The organism is Rhodococcus aetherivorans, assembly GCF_025722975.1.
In the GTDB taxonomy this organism is placed as follows: Bacteria; Actinomycetota; Actinomycetes; order Mycobacteriales; family Mycobacteriaceae; genus Rhodococcus; species Rhodococcus aetherivorans.
Map to the genome: position 1 here is coordinate 2,082,338 of NZ_CP106982.1, position 16,405 is coordinate 2,098,742.

The following is a 16,405-nucleotide window of genomic DNA, read 5'->3' on the forward strand; positions in this document are numbered from 1 at the left end:
TGGGCTGTCCCAGCAGCCCGAAGGACGCACCGGTCAGCGGGTGTCGCGGCGCAGCGGATGGTCCGGCGGGATCTGCACCAGCACGATGGGGATGCCGTCGGGATCGGCGATCCACAGCTCGTGCAGGCCCCACGGCTCCTGCCGGGCGCCCCGCACGATCGGGACCCCCCTCGTCACCAGCTCGGCCTCGACGTCGTAGACGTCGCGCACCTGCAGCCACAGCGCACCCTCGAAGTGCTGGGGCCGCCCGGTGTTGCCGTGCGCGGCCACCTCGATCAGTGACTGCCCGGCGAAGAACACCGTCCCGCCGGGATATTCGCGGTAGATCGCCAGGCCCAGGACGTCACCGTAGAACCGCAGGGCGGCGTCGTAGTCGCCCGGCCGCAGGATCGTCCGGCTGCCGAGGATCTCCATCTCAGCCCTCCTCGGCCGGGCGCGCCTCGTGCCCCCGTCGCCCGTGGGTGCGGCGCTGCTCCTTCATCTCGGCCTCGAACAGATGCCGGCGGCCGCGGACCAGTTCGTCGCGCACCTGTCGCTCGAGCTCACGGAACTCCGTCCAGTACCCGTCGTCGAAGTCCTCCACGATCTGGAACGTCCACCGTCCCTCGAGGACGTTGCGTCCGACGATCTCCGTCTGCACCCGGTCGGCGAGTTCGCGGTGACCGGCCTCGGCGAGCTTGTCCACAGCGTCGCCGAGCAGCAGGTCGGCGCGGCCCATCAGCTGGTGGAAGGCGTACAGGTTCCCGCGGGCCTGCTCCACCGTTTCGAGCGCTTCGGAGAGTTTGCCGGCCGCCGCCACCGTCTCGTCGGACACGCCGTCGGGCCGGATGTGGTCGGGAAGTGGTTGCTCGCGATCCGTCATGATCAGGAGTGTGCCCGATTCGGGCCGTTTCAATCGGGAGGTTGTGGCGCCGAGGGGGAGGTTGTCGCGGGAGCTACTCGCGCGATGTCGCGACAACCTCCCCCTCGGCGCGAGAAGGCCCTAGTAGTACCAGGGGTAGGGCGACCAGTCCGGGTTCCGCTTCTGCAGGAACGCGTCGCGGCCCTCGACCGCCTCGTCGGTCATGTACGCGAGCCGCGTCGCCTCGCCCGCGAACAGCTGCTGGCCGACGAGCCCGTCGTCGGCGAGGTTGAAGGCGTACTTGAGCATCCGCTGGGCCTGCGGCGACTTGCCGTTGATCTTCGCGGCCCACTCCAGCGCGACGTTCTCGAGCTCGGCGTGGTCGACGACGCGGTTGACCGCACCCATGTGGTGCATCTCCTCGGCGGTGTAGGTGTCGCCGAGGAAGAAGATCTCGCGGGCGAACTTCTGGCCCACCATCTTCGCCAGGTAGGCGCTGCCGTAGCCGCCGTCGAAGCTGCCCACGTCGGCGTCGGTCTGCTTGAACCGGGCGTGCTCGCGGGAGGCGAGGGTCAGATCGCACGTGACGTGCAGGCTGTGCCCGCCGCCGGCGGCCCAGCCGTTGACGAGGGCGATCACGACCTTCGGCATGAACCGGATCAGCCGCTGCACCTCGAGGATGTGCAGCCGGCCCGCGCGGGCCCTGTCCACCGTGTCGGCGGTTTCGCCGCTCGCGTACTGGTAGCCGCTGCGCCCACGGATCCGCTGGTCGCCGCCCGAGCAGAAGGCCCAGCCGCCGTCCTTCGGACTGGGGCCGTTGCCGGTGAGGAGCACCGCGCCGACGTCGGACGTCATGCGGGCGTGGTCCAGCGCGCGGTACAACTCGTCGACGGTGTGCGGCCGGAACGCGTTGCGCACCTCCGGCCGGTCGAACGCCACGCGGACGGTGCCCTGCGTGACGTGCCGGTGGTAGGTGATGTCGGTGAGGTTCTCGAACCCGGGTACGGGCCGCCACAGCTCAGGATTGAAAGTCACCCGTCGACCATAGAACTCCGGTCGCGGCCCTCTGCGCCGACGCGACGGTCGCCGGGCGATACCGTGCAGCTATGAGCGAGCAGACAGACCGTACGGTCGACGCGGACTACGAGCACCACGGCGGGTTTCCGGTGTACACGCCGGTGAAGGCGGGACCGAACTACGGTCGCTTCGTCGAGGCGCTGCGGCGGCTGCAGGATCTCGCCGTCTCCACCCACATCCCCGACGACGTCGTCGACCGGGCCATCGAGCAGGCCGAGGCCCTCGGGGACCTGCTCGAGCCGCACGTCGTGCCCGAGGGCAGGTCGCCGGCCGGCTTCAACATCGACCTGCCCGGTCGCGGCAGCCTGCTGATGCCGCCGTGGATGATCGAGAAGTTCGACGCGGAGTCGGTCCGCTCGCGCGGCACGTTCCGGCTCTACCACCGCGGCGGCAACAGCGCGGCGCACGGTGGCACCCTGCCACTGCTGTTCGACGACCTGTTCGGCATGGTGGTCCACGCGGCCGGCCATCCCATCGCCCGCACCGGCTACCTGCATGTGAACTACCGCAAGATCACCCCGCTCGAGACCGAGCTCGTCGTGGAGGGGCGGGTCGACCGGGTCGAGGGGCGCAAGCTCTTCTGCTCGGCCGAGCTGCACGACCTCGACGGCACGCTGCTCGCCGACTGCGAGGCCCTGATGATCCAGCTGCTGCCCGGCCAGCCGTGACCGCCGCGGCCCTGCCCGCCGTCGACGAGATCCTCGCCGCGGCCGTCGTGGTGTCGCTGCCCATGCGGGTGCGGTTCCGCGGCATCACCGAACGTGAACTCGTGCTCGTGCGCGGTCCCGCCGGGTGGGGAGAATTCGGGCCGTTCCCCGAGTACGCCGACGACGAGGCGGCGCACTGGCTGCGTTCGGCCCTCGAATCCGCGTGGCTCGGGCACCCGGCGCCGCGCCGGGACACCGTGCCCGTCAACGCCACCGTCCCGGCCGTCGGCCCCGGCGACGTGCCGGCCGTCGTCGCCCGGTTCCCGGGGGCCCGCACCGCCAAGGTCAAGGTCGCCGAACCCGGGCAGGACCTGTCGCAGGACGTCGCGCGGGTGCGGGCGGTGCGCGAACTCGTCCCGCACGTGCGGATCGACGCGAACGGCGGGTGGAGCGCGGACGAGGCCGTCGCTGCGCTGACGGCGCTCGTCGCCGACGGCCCGCTCGAGTACGCCGAGCAGCCCTGCGCGACGGTGCCGGAACTGGTCGAGGTGCGCCGCCGGATGCCCGACGTGCCGGTGGCGGCGGACGAGAGCATCCGGCGCGCCGAGGATCCCCTGCGGGTGGTGCGGGCCGGCGGCGCCGACGTGGCGGTGGTCAAGGTGGCCCCGCTCGGCGGGGTGCGACGGCTGCTGGCGCTGGCCGACGAGTTGGCCGGCCACGGCGTGCCGGTGGTGGTGTCGAGCGCGCTCGACTCGGCCGTGGGCATGGGTGCCGGACTGGCCGCGGCGGCCGCGCTGCCCGAGCTGCCGTACGCGTGCGGACTGGGCACGGGCGGGTTCTTCACCGTCGACGTGGCGGCGCCGCGGACGATGGCCGGCGGGGCGCTCCCGGTGGGGGAGGTGACGCCGGATCCGGCGCTCCTCGAGGCCGTGCGGGCCGACCCGGAACGGGTGCGCTGGTGGTTCGACCGGGTCCGGCGCTGCCGCGCCGCGCTCGACTAGGTGCGGCTCGGGTCGTCGTATATCGTTCCGGGCGTTCGTATTCACGAGTCACATTACGGAGGCAGTGGAAGTGGTTGCAGCTCTGGATGATGCCCTGCTCGGCGCCGACAAGGTCCCGGCGGTTGTCGCCGATGTCGAGGCGCTGATCGACGCCGAGGTGTCGGACAAGAAGGGCGCGTCGGGTCTCGCGCTCAAGGCCGGCTACGCGGCGGTGACGAAGCTCGGCCCGTCGATCGTGCCCAGCGCCGTCGAGGGGCTGCTGCCGGAGTTCGTCGCCAAGATCCAGCCGTTCTGGCAGGACTACGCGGGCAACGGTGCGTTCGCCGACTACCTCACCGCCCGCGGTGAGACGGTGGCGGACGCGCTGCTCGGTGTGACGGACGCGCGCATCGAGGCCTCGTCGCGCACGGCGATCAAGAAGGTCTACGAGAAGCTGCGCCCGTCGGCGCAGAAGCACGTCGTCGAGGCCCTGCCGCGCGTGGGCGCGCTGGTGCAGAAGCACGCCGGCTGAGACACCCGGTGTCTTTCCGGACCGGTCGCGGTCCGGAAAGACACCACCCTCGATAACTGGCGGCGCACCCTCAATAACTGGCGGCGCCGAACTTCCAGTAGCCGGTGAAGGTCACGGCGGACTTCGCGAGGCCCCGCTCCCGCACCAGGTGCCGGCGCAGCGACGTCACGAGTCCCGATTCGCCCGCCAGGAACGCGTATCCCGGCCCGTCGGGCAGCGCGCCGGCCCGCACGGCCTCGAGCACGTGCGGCCCGGGCGGCGCGTGCCGCCCGGGCCGCACCACCGTGTGCAGCCGGACGCCCGGGCCGGGGACGATCTCCTGGGCGGCGACGTCGCCGGCATCGTCCACCTCCACGAACACCTCGGTGGGCACCGCGTGGTGCCGCCCGGCGGACGACGCGAGGATCCCCGCGATCGCGGGCAGCGCGCTCTCGTCGGCGACGAGGATCTGCCAGCGCGCCTCGGTGGGGCGGTGGTACATGATGCCCTCGTCCAGCAGCGCCAGTTCGGCGCCCGGCTGCGCGGTGCGCGCCCACTGCGATGCCGGTCCCGTGTCGCCGTGGGTGGCGAAGTCGATGTCCAGTTCGGCCGTGTCGCCGTACCGGCCCGCGCCCGCCTCCCGGTAGCGACGGATCGTGTAGTTGCGCAGGATCGGCTGGACGGCCTCGGGCATGGCTCGCATCTCGGGCCACCACTGCGGGCCCGCCGTGGCCGGCAGTGTCAGCGACCGTTGGCCGGGGGCCGGGAAGAACAGCCGGAACCACTGGTCGAACCCCATGGGTGCGATCCGCCCGACGTTCGCGCCGCCCACGGTCACCCGCACGAAGCTCGGCCCGATTCGTTCGGTGGCGAGCACCCGGCCGGTGACGATCTCGCGGCTCGCCGGGGCAATGCGGGTGGTCTTGGTGCGCACGGCCATACGAACCTCCGTTGAAATTAGCGGAGGCTAACCTATCATTCGGGGCGGTCGAGGTGGCGCACCGCGGGGGTGAGGCCCCATTCGTTGCGACCCAGCCGGCTCGCCGGCGCCAGAGCAGCGAAGTCCGGCATCCCGTCCTCGGCCAGCACGTCGGTCCGAACCGACACGGCCACCACGTCGCCCATCACCACGAAGCAGTCCCCGACTTCGATCACCCGGTGCAGGGTGCACTCGATCGCCGCCGGCGCTTCCGCGACCCGGGGCGGATGGACCCGTTCGCTGCGCTCGGGCCGCAAGCCCACCGCCGCGAACTCGTCCACGTCGTGCGCGAAGCCCGCCGACGTCGCGTTGACCCGTTCCATCAGCGGCACGGTTGCGACGTTGATCACGAACTCGCCGGTCTCCTCGATGTTGCGGAGGCTGTCCTTGCGCCCGACCGAGGTGAACTGCACCACCGGCGGCGTGACCGCGGCGACGGTGAAGAAGCTGTACGGCGCGACGTTGGGCACTCCGTCCGCCGACACGGTGGACACCCATGCGATCGGCCGCGGCACGATCGTGGCGGTCATCAGTCGGTAGAAGCGGCCGGTGCCCAGCTCGGTGGGATCGAAGACGGTGCGCATCGCCCCATTCTTGCTGTGACCCTCGTCCCGCACCGCCCGGGGCATCGGGGGCGTACCGCCCGGGGCATCGGGGGCGTACCGCCCGGGGCATCGGGGGCGTACCGCCCGGGGCATCGGGGGCGTACCGCCCGGGGCACTACTCTGGGTGCCGTGAACCCGTCCACCGCCCAGGCGACCGCCGTCGTCGACGAACTCGCCCGAGGCGGCGTCCGCGACGTCGTGCTGTGCCCCGGCTCGCGCAACGCGCCGCTGGCCTTCGCGCTGCAGGCCGCCGACAATGCGGGCCGGCTGCGGCTGCACATGCGCATCGACGAACGCACCGCCGGCTTCCTCGCGATCGGGCTGTCCGTCGCCTCCGGCCGGCCGGTGCCCGTCGTGATGACCTCCGGCACCGCCGTCGCCAACCTCGCGCCGGCCGTGCTCGAGGCCAACTACGCTCGGGTGCCGCTCGTGGTGCTCAGCGCCAACCGCCCCTACGAGCTCCTCGGCACCGGCGCCAACCAGACCGTCGAACAGCTCGGCATGTTCGGCACCCAGGTCCGCGCCACCATCAGCCTCGGCCTGGCCGAAGGGATCGAGCAGAACAGCGAGTGGCGCTCCGCGGTCAGCCGCGTCCTCGCCGCCGCCCGCGGCACCCGCTCCGGCAACGCCGGGCCCGTCCACTTCGACATCCCGCTACGCGAGCCGCTCGTCCCGGACGTCCACCCCCAGGGCCCGGTCCCCGAGGGCCGCCCCGACGGCAGCGCCTGGACCACCACCGTGCACGCCACCCTCGACGTGCCGATGGAGCTCGACATCACCGCCGACACCGTGGTGATCTCCGGCCACGGCTCCGCCTACCGGCCCGAGCTGTCGGAATTGCCCACCGTGGCCGAACCCACCGCGCCGCTCCACGGTGTCCCCCTGCACCCGATGGCGCTGCCGCAGCTGAAGCCGCGGCAGGCGATCATCACCGGCCGGCCCACCCTGCACCGGCCGGTGTCCAAGCTGCTCGCCGACCCGGCGGTGGCCGTGTACGCGCTCACCACCGGCCCCCGCTGGCCCGACGTGTCCGGCAACGTCCTCGCCACCGGCACGCGCGCCGTCGTCACCGGCAGTCCCGACCCGGCCTGGCTGGACCGCTGCCGGAACCTGTCCGCCCACACCGACAAGGCGGTGCGCGCCCAGCTCGACGCCCACCCGAAGCCGACCGGACTGCACGTCGCGGCGGCGGTCACCGACGCGCTGCGCGACGGGGACCAGCTGCTGCTCGGCGCCTCCAACCCGGTGCGCGACGCGGCGCTGGTGAGCTACCCCCGCGACGGGGTGAAGGTGCTCTCCAACCGCGGCGTCGCCGGCATCGACGGCACCGTGTCGACCGCCGTCGGCGCCGCCCTGGCCTACCAGCAGGGCCGCACCGTCGCCCTGATGGGCGACCTGACGTTCCTGCACGACGCGTCCGGCCTGCTGATCGGCACCGCCGAACCGCGCCCGCAGAACCTGACCGTCGTCGTCGCCAACGACGACGGCGGCGGCATCTTCGAGCTGCTCGAGCAGGGCGACCCGCAGTACGCCGGCGTGTTCGAGCGCGTGTTCGGCACTCCGCACGGCATGGATCTCGCCGCGCTGTGCGCCGCCTACCGGGTGCCGCACGAGCGGGTGGACCTGTCCGCGCTGACGGCCGCGCTGGCCGACCGGACCGCGCCCACCGGCGGCATCCGGGTGCTCGAGGTGATCACCGACCGCTCCGGCCTGCGGGAACTGCACGCGGCCGTGCGTGCCCAGCTGTGACGGACGCATGAGCGGGATCGACAAGGCACGTCGTGCGGTACTCGCCGTCGCCGTCGGCATCTCGGTGCTCACCGCGATCCTAGTGCTCGGCGCGTGGCGCAACGATCACCTCATCGGCTCCGACATGGGCACCGCCACCGCCGAGGTGCTCTCCGCGGGCTCGCTGCGCTCGGCGATCAGCTTCGTCACCCCCGACGGCGTCACCCACAACCCCGAACTCGGCGTGCTGTACCCCACGGGTCTGACCGCGGGCCAGCGGATCGCCGTCGAATACTCCCGCGCCGACCCGGACCTCGTGCGGGTCACCGGCCGTGACGTGCGCGTCGCACTCGTACCCGCGGCCTCGGTGATCGTGGTGACCTGGCTGATCGCGACCCCCGTGCTGACCTATCTCCGCCGGCGCAGCGCCGCCGCGGCCTAGAAGATTCGCCGGAACTTCGCCCGGCGGACACCTCGGCCACTTCCCACCGACCGGCCGCGCCGCGATGCTGGACCGGTGCGAGTAGCCATCGTCGCGGAATCCTTCCTCCCGAACGTCAACGGCGTCACCAACTCGGTGTTGCGCGTGCTCGAGCACCTCGACCGCCACGGCCACGAGGCCCTGGTCGTCGCTCCCGACACCGTCGCCGGACAGCCCCCGGCCCCCACCCAGCACGACGGGATCCCGGTGCACCGCGTGCCGGCGGTGCACGTCCCGAAGGTCAGCTCCCTGCCCGTGGGCCTGCCGCAGCCGGCGCTCACCGGCATCCTGCGCGGCTTCGCCCCCGACGTCGTGCACCTGGCGTCGCCGTTCCTGCTCGGCGCCGGCGGCCTCGGCGCCGCTCGCCGGCTCGACCTGCCCACCGTCGCGGTCTACCAGACCGACGTCGCCGGATTCGCGTCCAGCTACGGGCTCGGGCTCGCGGCCCGCGCCGCCTGGCAGTGGACGCGCCGAATCCACCGCGCGTGCGACCGCACCCTCGCACCCTCGACGGCGGCCGCCGCGGACCTCGCCGCACACGGCGTCCCGCGGGTACACCGCTGGGCGCGGGGCGTCGACACCGCGCGTTTCACCCCGGCCCGGCGCAGTGCCGCCCTGCGCCGGACATGGTCGCCCGACGGCCGGCTCCTGGTGGGCTTCGTGGGGCGGCTCGCCCCGGAGAAGCACGTCGAACGACTCGCAGGCCTCGCAGCCGACCCCCGCTACCGGCTCGTCGTCGTCGGCGACGGCCCGGAGCGCGCCCGTCTCGAACCGCTCCTGCCCGGGGCGGTGTTCACCGGTCACCTCGGCGGCGACGCGCTGGCCGACGCCTACGCGAGCCTCGACGTGTTCGTCCACCCGGGCGAGCACGAGACGTTCTGCCAGGCCGTGCAGGAGGCGCTCGCCAGCGGCGTCCCGGTGATCGCACCCGACGCGGGCGGCCCGCGCGATCTCGTCGCCCACTGCCGCAACGGGTACCGGCTGCCGGTCGACGGGTTCGCCGAGCTGCTGCCGGGCGCGGTGGGCGCGCTCGCCGATCCGATGCTGCGGGACCGGTTCGGCGCGGCCGCGCGGCGCAGCGTCCTCGGCCGCACCTGGCCCGCGGTGTGCCACGAACTGCTCGGGCACTACGAACAGGTCTGCTCGGTCCGGCCGGGCACGCTGCGGCGCAGCGCGTAGCGGTAACGTTTCGACCGTGGCAACTACTCACGGGTCGCGGGCCTCGCTCGCGAAGGATCCGCGCGAGGTCGCGTCGATGTTCGACGGCGTCGCCCAGCGATACGACATCACCAACACCGTGCTGTCCTTCGGGCAGGACCGCAGCTGGCGGCGCGCCACCCGGGCGGCACTGGACCTGCAGCCGGGGGAGCGGGTCCTCGACCTCGCCGCCGGCACCGGGGTGTCGACGGTGGAGCTCGGCCGGTCCGGCGCCTGGGTGGTGGCCACCGACTTCTCCAAGGGCATGCTGCAGGCGGGCGCGTTCCGGCAGGTGCCGATGGTCGCGGGCGACGCGATGCGCCTGCCCTTCGCCGACGCGGTGTTCGACGCCGCCACGATCTCGTTCGGCCTGCGCAACGTCTCCGACTTCGACGCCGGCCTGCGGGAGATCGCGCGGGTGACCAAGCCCGGAGGCCGCCTCGTGGTGAGCGAGTTCGCCACGCCCGTCTCGGCCCCGCTGCGCGTGCTCTATCTCGAGTACCTGATGCGGGCACTGCCGCGGGTCGCGCGGACCGTCAGCAGCAACCCCGACGCCTACGTCTACCTCGCCGAGTCGATCCGCGCGTGGCCCACGCAGGCCGAGCTCGCCGAGCGGATCCAGACCGCCGGCTGGCGGTCGGTGCAATGGCGCAACCTCACCGGCGGGATCGTGGCCCTGCACCGGGCGGTGCGCTGACCGCACCGTTCGGCCGGCGGGGTCAGGCGAAGAGCGGCCGGCGGTCCCACCGCAGCGACGCGCCGCCCCCGGCCCGCCACGCGCGCGCGACGAGATCCTCGTCGCGCTCGGTGACCAGGTTGCCCATGACCCGGACGGCCACCGTCATCAGCGCCGTCGAGCCCATCCCGACGGGCCCGGTGGCCGGCAGGAACCGCGGCAGCGTCAGCAGGCCGGCCAGCCGCCGGGCCGCGGAGAACGCCCGGCCGTAGCGTTCGCGCAGCAGAGCCGGCCACAGCTGCGTGAGGTCGTCCGCGTCGAGGACGCCGGCGACGAGCCGCCCACCCTCGAGGCCGTAATCGATGCCCTCGCCGTTGAGCGGGTTCACGCACGCCGCGGCATCACCGATCAGGGCCCAGTTCCGGCCCGCCACCCCGGACACCGCACCGCCCATCGGCAGCAGCGCCGACGCCACGCGGGTGGTCTCGCCGAGGCCCCACTCGCCGCGGCGCCGCGACGCGTACAGCTCGATCAGCGGCCGCAGCGATCCGGCGGCCGGTCGCTTCGCGGTCGCGAGGGTGCCCACGCCGATGTTGACCTCGCCGGTACCCAGTGGGAACACCCAGCCGTAGCCCGGGTGCAGCGCGCCTGCGTCGTCGCGTAACTCCAGGTGCGACGTGATCCACGGGTCGTCGCTGCGGGGGGAGGTGGCGTAGGCGCGGGCCGCGACCCCGTACGCCGTGTCGCGGTGCCACTGCCGGCCGAGCAGCTTGCCCAGCGGGGACCGGACCCCGTCCGCCACGACGAGCCGCTCGCACGCGACGGTGCGCCGACCGCCCGCGGTCGCGAAGGTCACACCGGTCACCCGCGACTCGTCGCGCTCGACGGCGACGGCCTTGGCGCCCTCGGCCGTACCGGCGCCCGACTCGACGGCGGCCCGGCGGATCCGGTCGTCGAGTTCGGTGCGCGGCACGGCGCTGCCCTGCGCCGGGAAGGAACCCGACGGCCACGGCAGCTCGAGGCTGCGGCCGAAACCCTCGAGCCGCAGGCCGCGGTTGACGGTGCGCGTGCGCACCCAGTCGCCGAGGCCGAGCCGGTCGAGCTCGGCCACCGCCCGCGGCGTCAGGCCGTCGCCGCACGTCTTGTCCCGGGGGAAGGTCGCGGCGTCGACGAGCAGCACGTCGCGCCCGGCGCGGGCCGCCCAGGCGGCGGCTGCCGACCCTGCGGGACCTGCGCCGACGACGAGCACGTCGGTACGGTCGGGGATCTCGGAAAGGTTGTGCCGCGGTTCGGACGCAGCGTGTTCTGCCACCACGGCTCCATCTTTCCAGGCACGGCTTCGGTGCCTCGGGGAGGTAGCCGCCCGGCGGAGCGGCTAGGTTCACTACCGTGGAGCCGATTCGACAGCGGACAGCAACAGCCGGGTCGACAGAACAGGATGGGTATCTCATCGTGAGCACTGAAGGGGCGGCGCAGTCCGCCGGTCCGTCCGGCGCGACGTCGGACACGGTGGTGGCCGGGGTGGACCTCGGCGATCCGGTCCTGGCGGCCGCCGTCCGGGACGGCCTCGCCCGGGTCGAGGAACTGCTGATCTCGGAGCTGTCCGACGGCGAGGACTTCCTGACCGAGGTCGCGCTGCATCTCGCCAAGGCCGGCGGCAAGCGGTTCCGTCCGCTGTTCACGCTCCTCACCGCCCAGCTCGGGCCGGAGCCCGACGATGCGGCGGTCGTCACGGCGGCGACCGCGGTCGAACTGGTGCACCTGGCCACGCTGTACCACGACGACGTGATGGACGAGGCCACCATGCGCCGGGGGGCGCCCAGCGCCAACGCGCGGTGGAGCAACAGCGTCGCCATCCTCGCCGGGGACTTCCTGTTCGCCCACGCGTCGCGGCTGGTGTCGACCCTCGGCCCCGACGCCGTGCGGACCATCGCCGAGACGTTCGCCGAACTCGTGACCGGGCAGATGCGAGAGACCATCGGCACCGGGAAGGAACGCGACCCGGTCGAGCACTACCTCAAGGTGGTGTGGGAGAAGACCGGCTCGCTGATCGCGACGAGCGGGCGGTTCGGCGGGACGTTCTCCGGCGCGGATGCGAAACAGATCGCACAACTGGAACGGCTCGGCGACGCCGTCGGCACCGCGTTCCAGATCGCCGACGACATCATCGACATCTCGTCGGCCTCGGTGGAGTCCGGCAAGACTCCGGGAACGGACCTGCGTGAGGGGGTCCACACCCTACCGGTGCTCTACGCCTTCCGCGAGTCCGGACCCGAGGCCGACCGGCTGCGGGAACTGCTGGCCGGGCCGGTGGAGGACGAGGCCGCCGTCGACGAGGCCCTGATGCTGCTGGCACGGTCGCCGGGGATGGCCGCCGCGAAGCGGACGCTGGGCGAGTACGCGGACAAGGCCCGCGCGGAGCTGGCGTCGCTGCCGTCGGGACCGGCGAACGAGGCCCTGCGACGGCTCGTCGACTACACGATTGCGCGCGTGGGGTAGACCCGGAAGCCGGGACGGCCGTTGCGGGGAGTGACGGTGGGGAACCCGCTCCCCGCCCTGTTTCGTTGAACATTCGAGCAAGATCGACGAATCGGGAAGAGGCGTGACGTGCACGGGTATGCGAACCGGCTGAAGACGGCGGGGCTCCTCATCGGGATGTCCGCCCTCATCGTGTTCATCGGCGCCCTGTTCCGGAACCCGACGATCCTGATCGGCTCGATCGTTCTCGCCGTCGGGATGAACGCCTACGCGTACTTCAACAGCGACAAGCTGGCGCTGCGTGCGATGCACGCCCAACCGATCACCGAGGTGGAGGCGCCGGTGGTGTACCGGATCGTGCGCGAGCTCGCGACCACGGCCCATCAGCCGATGCCCCGGCTGTACATCAGCCCGACCAATGCGCCCAACGCGTTCGCGACGGGCCGCGATCCCCGCCACGCGGCGGTGTGCTGCACCACCGGAATCCTGCAGATCCTGAACGAGCGGGAGCTGCGCGCCGTGCTCGGGCACGAGCTGTCGCACGTCTACAACCGGGACATCCTGATCTCGTCGGTGGCCGGGGCGATGGCGGCGGTGATCTCGGGGCTGGCGAATCTCGCACTGTTCGCGAACATGTTCGGCAACCGCGACCAGGGCACCAATCCGCTGGCTCTGCTGCTGGTGTCGCTGCTCGGGCCCATCGCGGCCACGGTCGTCCGGCTCGCCGTGTCGCGCTCGCGCGAGTATCAGGCGGATCAGTCCGGCGCCGAACTCACCGGCGATCCGCTGGCGCTGGCGTCGGCGCTGCGCAAGCTCGAGCGGGGCACCCAGGCGGCGCCGCTGCCGCCCGAACCCCGGATCGCCGCGCAGTCGCACATGATGATCGCCAACCCGTTCCGGGCGGGGGAGCGGGTGAGCCGGTTGTTCTCGACCCACCCGCCCATGGCCGAGCGCATCGACCGGCTCGAGCGCATGGCCCGCGGCGGGTAGCGCCCCGGGGGCCTACCGGTAGTTGACGAACTGCAGCGCGATGTCGAGGTCGGCGTTCTTGAGCAGTGCGATCACGGCCTGCAGGTCGTCGCGCTTCTTGCTGCTCACGCGCAGCTCCTCGCCCTGGATCTGCGCCTTGACACCCTTCGGGCCCTCGTCGCGGATCAGCTTGGAGATCTTCTTGGCGTTCTCGGTGCTGATGCCCTGCACCAGAGATCCGCTGATCTTGTAGACCTTGCCGGACTGGGTGGGCTCGCCGGCGTCGAATGACTTGAGGGAGAGATTGCGGCGGATCAGCTTCTCCTTGAACACCTCGAGGGCGGCATTGACGCGCTCCTCCGTGTCGGCGGTCAGGGTGACGGACTCCTCGCCGCTCCACTCGATGCTCGCCCCGGTGTTGCGGAAGTCGAAGCGGGTGCCGAGTTCCTTGGCGGCCTGGTTCAGCGCGTTGTCCACCTCCTGCCGGTCGACCTTGCTCACCACATCGAACGACGAATCAGCCACGAGCACTCCACTTCGGATCGGTTCTGTACGGGTTGCCGCCCCGACGCTATCGGGTGGCGCAGTGCCGCTGTCCACCCGGTTTGCACAACAGGGGGGTGTGCGTTGTATTGTTTCAAACGCGCCAGGGACACGGTCCCGATCGCGCCCGGCAGGTTGCCCGAGCGGCCAATGGGAGCGGACTGTAAATCCGTCGGCTTACGCCTACGTAGGTTCGAATCCTACACCTGCCACCAGAACGGCCCCGATCCGAACGGATCGGGGCCGTTCTGCATTGCAGCCGTTCGGGTACCGGGACGTCGTCCGTGCCGGGTCCCGCCGGCGCTCGAGGGCAGGGCCCGTGCCGGGGCGGGGCAGGGGAGCACCTCCCCGGATGCGCGCGGAAGCCGCCGGAAAGCCGATTTATGGCCCCTGAGCTGCTGATTTTGTTCCTGCAGAGGAGTGTGTGTAATCTTTTGGAGGCCGCAGCGAGCAGAGATGCTCACGGTGGTCGCGCCCCCTTAGCTCAGTCGGCAGAGCGTTTCCATGGTAAGGAAAAGGTCGACGGTTCGATTCCGTCAGGGGGCTCGCTGGATTGTGGTGCCGCCGTTGTTCGCGACACTCGACACCGAGGCGGTGTAGCTCAGTTGGTAGAGCAAACGACTCATAATCGTTGCGTCGCCGGTTCAAGTCCGGTCACCGCTACCAAAGTTGAATGAACCACCCTGATCGTCGTTGATCAGATTGACGCGAAAGAAGGCATCCCGTGGCCTCCTCAACCGACGTTCGGCCGAAGATCACCCTGGCCTGCGAGGTGTGCAAGCACCGCAACTACATCACGAAGAAGAACCGTCGCAACGACCCCGACCGGTTGGAGCTGAAGAAGTTCTGCCCCAACTGCGGCACTCATCGCGCCCACCGCGAGTCGAAGTAGTCGTACAGGGTCGACGTCGACGCGTGAGCTCTCCGCAAACTCGCCCACGCCGGCCGGCGTCCGGGCGAATTTGCGGGAGTTTTGCGTATGACGGGCATATCCGTGAGTGAAGAATCGGTCGTGGACGGCACCGAACAGGCCGGGATCCAGTTCGATGCAGCGGCACATGCGGCCTCGATGGTCGGCCATCACTATCGTGTCGAGGACTTCTACGAGGTCGGGCGCGAGAAGGTCCGCGAGTACGCGCGTGCCGTGCTGGACAACAATCCGGCGCACCACGACGAGGAAGCGGCCAAGGGCCTCGGCTACGACGGCCTCGTCGCTCCGCTGACCTTCGTCTCCATCGTCGGCATGATCGCCCAGCGCAAGCTGTTCGACGAGGTCGTCACCGGATACGACCTCAGCCAGATCATGCAGACGGACCAGCGGCTGGTGTTCCACCGGCCCATCCAGGTGGGCGATCGACTGTTCTGCGACGTGTACCTCGACGACTTCCGTCAGGCCGCCGGCAGCGACATCATCACCACCAAGAACATCATCACGGATCAGCACGACAACGTCGTGATGACCACGTGGACCACCCTGGTGGGCCGCACCGGTGGCGAGGTGGACGAGAACATCGCCCACGCAGTCAAGGATGTGATGATGCATGTCGCTCCGTAGGTTCGAGGACGTCTCGGTCGGGGAGGAGCTGCCCGCGCGGGTGGTCACGCTCACCCGCGGCAACCTCGTGAACTACGCGGGTGTATCGGGTGATCCCAACCCGATCCACTGGAGCGACGAGGTCGCCAAGCTCGCCGGCTTGCGCGATGTGGTCGGCCACGGCATGCTCTCCATGGGCATCGCGGCCGGCTTCGTCACCGACTGGCTCGGTGACCCAGGAGCGGTGACCGAGTACAACGTTCGGTTCACCAGTCCGGTCTACGTCGAGGCCCATCGGGCCGCCGAGGTGGAGTTCTCCGGCAAGGTCAAGTCGGTGGACGCGGACAGCAAGACAGCAGTGGTCGCGATCGTGGCAAAGTCCGAAGGGCGTAAGATCTTCGGGCGGGCCACGGCAACGGTCCGTCTGGCCTGACCGGCCGGGCGGATTGGGTTTGTCCCGGGGCTATGAAGTACACTAAGACTTCTGGGATCGCATAGCGCAGCGCGCTGCTCTCGAGGACCTCCACGGTCCGCGGGGTGGCGCGCATGTCATGTGGTCGCAGATGGGTCGATCGAAACGCCGGTTCCCGGCGGAGGCATCGACCAAAGGGGCGTAGCTCAATTGGCAGAGCAGCGGTCTCCAAAACCGCAGGTTGCAGGTTCAAGTCCTGTCGCCCCTGCCCCCGGACGGCCAGCGACCGAGAGGAACGATGTGAGCGAGGAGCGCGGTAAGCGCGACGGCGGTACTGCAGGGACTTCCAACCCTGTCGACGCCGGATCGGCGACCGACGCGACCCCCGACGCTTCCTCCGCGTCCGCTGCTCCCACCGGCAAGAGGTCCCAGCAGCGTTCGGCCGCTCCCGCGTCGACCGCGGTGGCTGCCACCCGGCGGCCCGATTCGAAGGCGCCAGCCAAGTCCGCCTCCCGCTCCGGTGCCCAGGGCACGGAGAACATCTTCAAGCGCCTGCGGCGCTTCTTCCGTGAGGTCCTCGCCGAGCTCCGCAAGGTGATCTGGCCGAATCGCAAGCAGCTGGTCACGTACACGACCGTCGTCGTGGTCTTCGTGGCGGTCATGACCGCGCTCATCTTTGGATTGGATCTGGCGTTCGTGAAGGGCGTCAGCTGGTTGTTCGGTTAGCGCGTCAGCGTGCCGGCGAAT

20 protein-coding genes and 4 tRNA genes are annotated in these 16,405 nt (G+C 71.1%); 17 read left to right on the top strand and 7 right to left on the bottom strand.

The features are described 5' to 3' along the window. Nucleotides 1–33 precede the first annotated feature (33 nt). The 3 genes from OCS65_RS09630 to OCS65_RS09640 all read right to left on the bottom strand — a co-directional run bounded on the left by OCS65_RS09630 (nt 34) and on the right by OCS65_RS09640 (nt 1,876). Nucleotides 34–414 carry a VOC family protein gene (locus tag OCS65_RS09630; RefSeq protein ID WP_006935877.1) on the bottom strand — a complete coding sequence of 127 codons (381 nt, stop codon included), beginning with the start codon at nt 412–414 and terminating at the stop codon, nt 34–36. Between the two features lies 1 nt (nt 415). Beyond that, on the bottom strand, nt 416–865 hold the full coding sequence (locus OCS65_RS09635) for a hypothetical protein (protein ID WP_102800518.1): 450 nt from the start codon (nt 863–865) through the stop codon (nt 416–418). A 117-nt stretch (nt 866–982) separates the two neighbouring features. Then, a complete protein-coding gene (locus OCS65_RS09640) occupies nt 983–1,876 on the bottom strand; it encodes a 1,4-dihydroxy-2-naphthoyl-CoA synthase (RefSeq protein ID WP_231772626.1) in 894 nt (297 codons plus the stop codon). A 71-nt stretch (nt 1,877–1,947) separates the two neighbouring features. Between OCS65_RS09640 and OCS65_RS09645 the strand changes: the two genes are divergently transcribed. The 3 genes from OCS65_RS09645 to OCS65_RS09655 all read left to right on the top strand — a co-directional run bounded on the left by OCS65_RS09645 (nt 1,948) and on the right by OCS65_RS09655 (nt 4,077). Next, nucleotides 1,948–2,586, top strand: a complete 639-nt coding sequence (locus OCS65_RS09645) for a PaaI family thioesterase (protein ID WP_050035607.1) — start codon at nt 1,948–1,950, stop codon at nt 2,584–2,586. Beyond that, nucleotides 2,583–3,566: an o-succinylbenzoate synthase gene (locus tag OCS65_RS09650; protein WP_203330077.1), complete on the top strand. Its 984-nt coding sequence runs from the start codon at nt 2,583–2,585 to the stop codon at nt 3,564–3,566. Before OCS65_RS09645 ends, OCS65_RS09650 begins: the two co-directional genes overlap by 4 nt. 70 nt (nt 3,567–3,636) lie before the next feature. Next, nucleotides 3,637–4,077: a DUF6918 family protein gene (locus OCS65_RS09655; protein ID WP_006940846.1), complete on the top strand. Its 441-nt coding sequence runs from the start codon at nt 3,637–3,639 to the stop codon at nt 4,075–4,077. Nucleotides 4,078–4,147: 70 nt separating this feature from the next. Here the strand turns inward: OCS65_RS09655 and OCS65_RS09660 are convergent, their stop codons facing one another. Both OCS65_RS09660 and OCS65_RS09665 read right to left on the bottom strand, forming a co-directional pair. Next, entirely contained in the window at nt 4,148–4,996 is an 849-nt protein-coding gene (locus tag OCS65_RS09660) for a siderophore-interacting protein (protein WP_006940848.1), read from the bottom strand. Nucleotides 4,997–5,031: 35 nt separating this feature from the next. Next, the gene (locus tag OCS65_RS09665; RefSeq protein ID WP_029545089.1) at nt 5,032–5,619 is read right to left on the bottom strand and encodes a flavin reductase family protein; all 588 of its coding nucleotides are present in this window, start codon (nt 5,617–5,619) and stop codon (nt 5,032–5,034) included. Between the two features lie 150 nt (nt 5,620–5,769). Between OCS65_RS09665 and menD the strand changes: the two genes are divergently transcribed. The 4 genes from menD (at nt 5,770) to OCS65_RS09685 (ending at nt 9,743) form a co-directional block, all read left to right on the top strand. Beyond that, nucleotides 5,770–7,389 carry a 2-succinyl-5-enolpyruvyl-6-hydroxy-3-cyclohexene-1-carboxylic-acid synthase gene (gene menD, locus OCS65_RS09670; RefSeq protein WP_006940852.1) on the top strand — a complete coding sequence of 540 codons (1,620 nt, stop codon included), beginning with the start codon at nt 5,770–5,772 and terminating at the stop codon, nt 7,387–7,389. A 7-nt stretch (nt 7,390–7,396) separates the two neighbouring features. After that, nucleotides 7,397–7,810, top strand: coding sequence for a DUF3592 domain-containing protein (locus tag OCS65_RS09675; protein WP_043802286.1), 414 nt, complete (start codon nt 7,397–7,399; stop codon nt 7,808–7,810). 75 nt (nt 7,811–7,885) lie between these two features. After that, on the top strand, nt 7,886–9,028 hold the full coding sequence (locus OCS65_RS09680; RefSeq protein ID WP_065922307.1) for a glycosyltransferase family 4 protein: 1,143 nt from the start codon (nt 7,886–7,888) through the stop codon (nt 9,026–9,028). A gap of 16 nt (nt 9,029–9,044) precedes the next feature. Beyond that, nucleotides 9,045–9,743 (top strand): demethylmenaquinone methyltransferase, encoded by a 699-nt coding sequence (locus tag OCS65_RS09685; protein ID WP_029545080.1) that lies wholly within the window; start codon nt 9,045–9,047, stop codon nt 9,741–9,743. 22 nt (nt 9,744–9,765) lie between these two features. Here the strand turns inward: OCS65_RS09685 and OCS65_RS09690 are convergent, their stop codons facing one another. Further along, the gene (locus tag OCS65_RS09690; RefSeq protein ID WP_029545078.1) at nt 9,766–11,037 is read right to left on the bottom strand and encodes a geranylgeranyl reductase family protein; all 1,272 of its coding nucleotides are present in this window, start codon (nt 11,035–11,037) and stop codon (nt 9,766–9,768) included. Nucleotides 11,038–11,174: 137 nt separating this feature from the next. Between OCS65_RS09690 and OCS65_RS09695 the strand changes: the two genes are divergently transcribed. Further along, the gene (locus tag OCS65_RS09695) at nt 11,175–12,221 is read left to right on the top strand and encodes a polyprenyl synthetase family protein (protein ID WP_006940861.1); all 1,047 of its coding nucleotides are present in this window, start codon (nt 11,175–11,177) and stop codon (nt 12,219–12,221) included. Nucleotides 12,222–12,329: 108 nt separating this feature from the next. After that, nucleotides 12,330–13,190 carry a zinc metalloprotease HtpX gene (gene htpX, locus OCS65_RS09700; RefSeq protein WP_006940863.1) on the top strand — a complete coding sequence of 287 codons (861 nt, stop codon included), beginning with the start codon at nt 12,330–12,332 and terminating at the stop codon, nt 13,188–13,190. A 12-nt stretch (nt 13,191–13,202) separates the two neighbouring features. On the opposite strand, the gene OCS65_RS09705 is transcribed toward htpX, so the two are convergent. Beyond that, on the bottom strand, nt 13,203–13,694 hold the full coding sequence (locus tag OCS65_RS09705; protein WP_006940864.1) for a YajQ family cyclic di-GMP-binding protein: 492 nt from the start codon (nt 13,692–13,694) through the stop codon (nt 13,203–13,205). Nucleotides 13,695–13,841: 147 nt separating this feature from the next. Between OCS65_RS09705 and OCS65_RS09710 the strand changes: the two genes are divergently transcribed. The 8 genes from OCS65_RS09710 (at nt 13,842) to secE (ending at nt 16,384) form a co-directional block, all read left to right on the top strand. After that, a tRNA-Tyr gene (locus tag OCS65_RS09710) sits at nt 13,842–13,927 on the top strand. A gap of 258 nt (nt 13,928–14,185) precedes the next feature. After that, nucleotides 14,186–14,258: transfer RNA gene (locus tag OCS65_RS09715), tRNA-Thr, on the top strand. Nucleotides 14,259–14,302: 44 nt separating this feature from the next. Then, nucleotides 14,303–14,378, top strand: a tRNA-Met gene (locus tag OCS65_RS09720). Between the two features lie 58 nt (nt 14,379–14,436). Next, a complete protein-coding gene (gene rpmG, locus OCS65_RS09725; protein WP_003937613.1) occupies nt 14,437–14,604 on the top strand; it encodes a 50S ribosomal protein L33 in 168 nt (55 codons plus the stop codon). A gap of 87 nt (nt 14,605–14,691) precedes the next feature. Next, entirely contained in the window at nt 14,692–15,267 is a 576-nt protein-coding gene (gene hadA / locus OCS65_RS09730) for a (3R)-hydroxyacyl-ACP dehydratase subunit HadA (RefSeq protein ID WP_006940869.1), read from the top strand. Then, nucleotides 15,254–15,679, top strand: coding sequence for a (3R)-hydroxyacyl-ACP dehydratase subunit HadB (hadB, locus tag OCS65_RS09735; protein WP_006940870.1), 426 nt, complete (start codon nt 15,254–15,256; stop codon nt 15,677–15,679). Before hadA ends, hadB begins: the two co-directional genes overlap by 14 nt. 174 nt (nt 15,680–15,853) lie before the next feature. Beyond that, a tRNA-Trp gene (locus OCS65_RS09740) sits at nt 15,854–15,926 on the top strand. Between the two features lie 32 nt (nt 15,927–15,958). After that, entirely contained in the window at nt 15,959–16,384 is a 426-nt protein-coding gene (gene secE, locus OCS65_RS09745) for a preprotein translocase subunit SecE (protein WP_050035600.1), read from the top strand. Nucleotides 16,385–16,405: the final 21 nt, after the last annotated feature.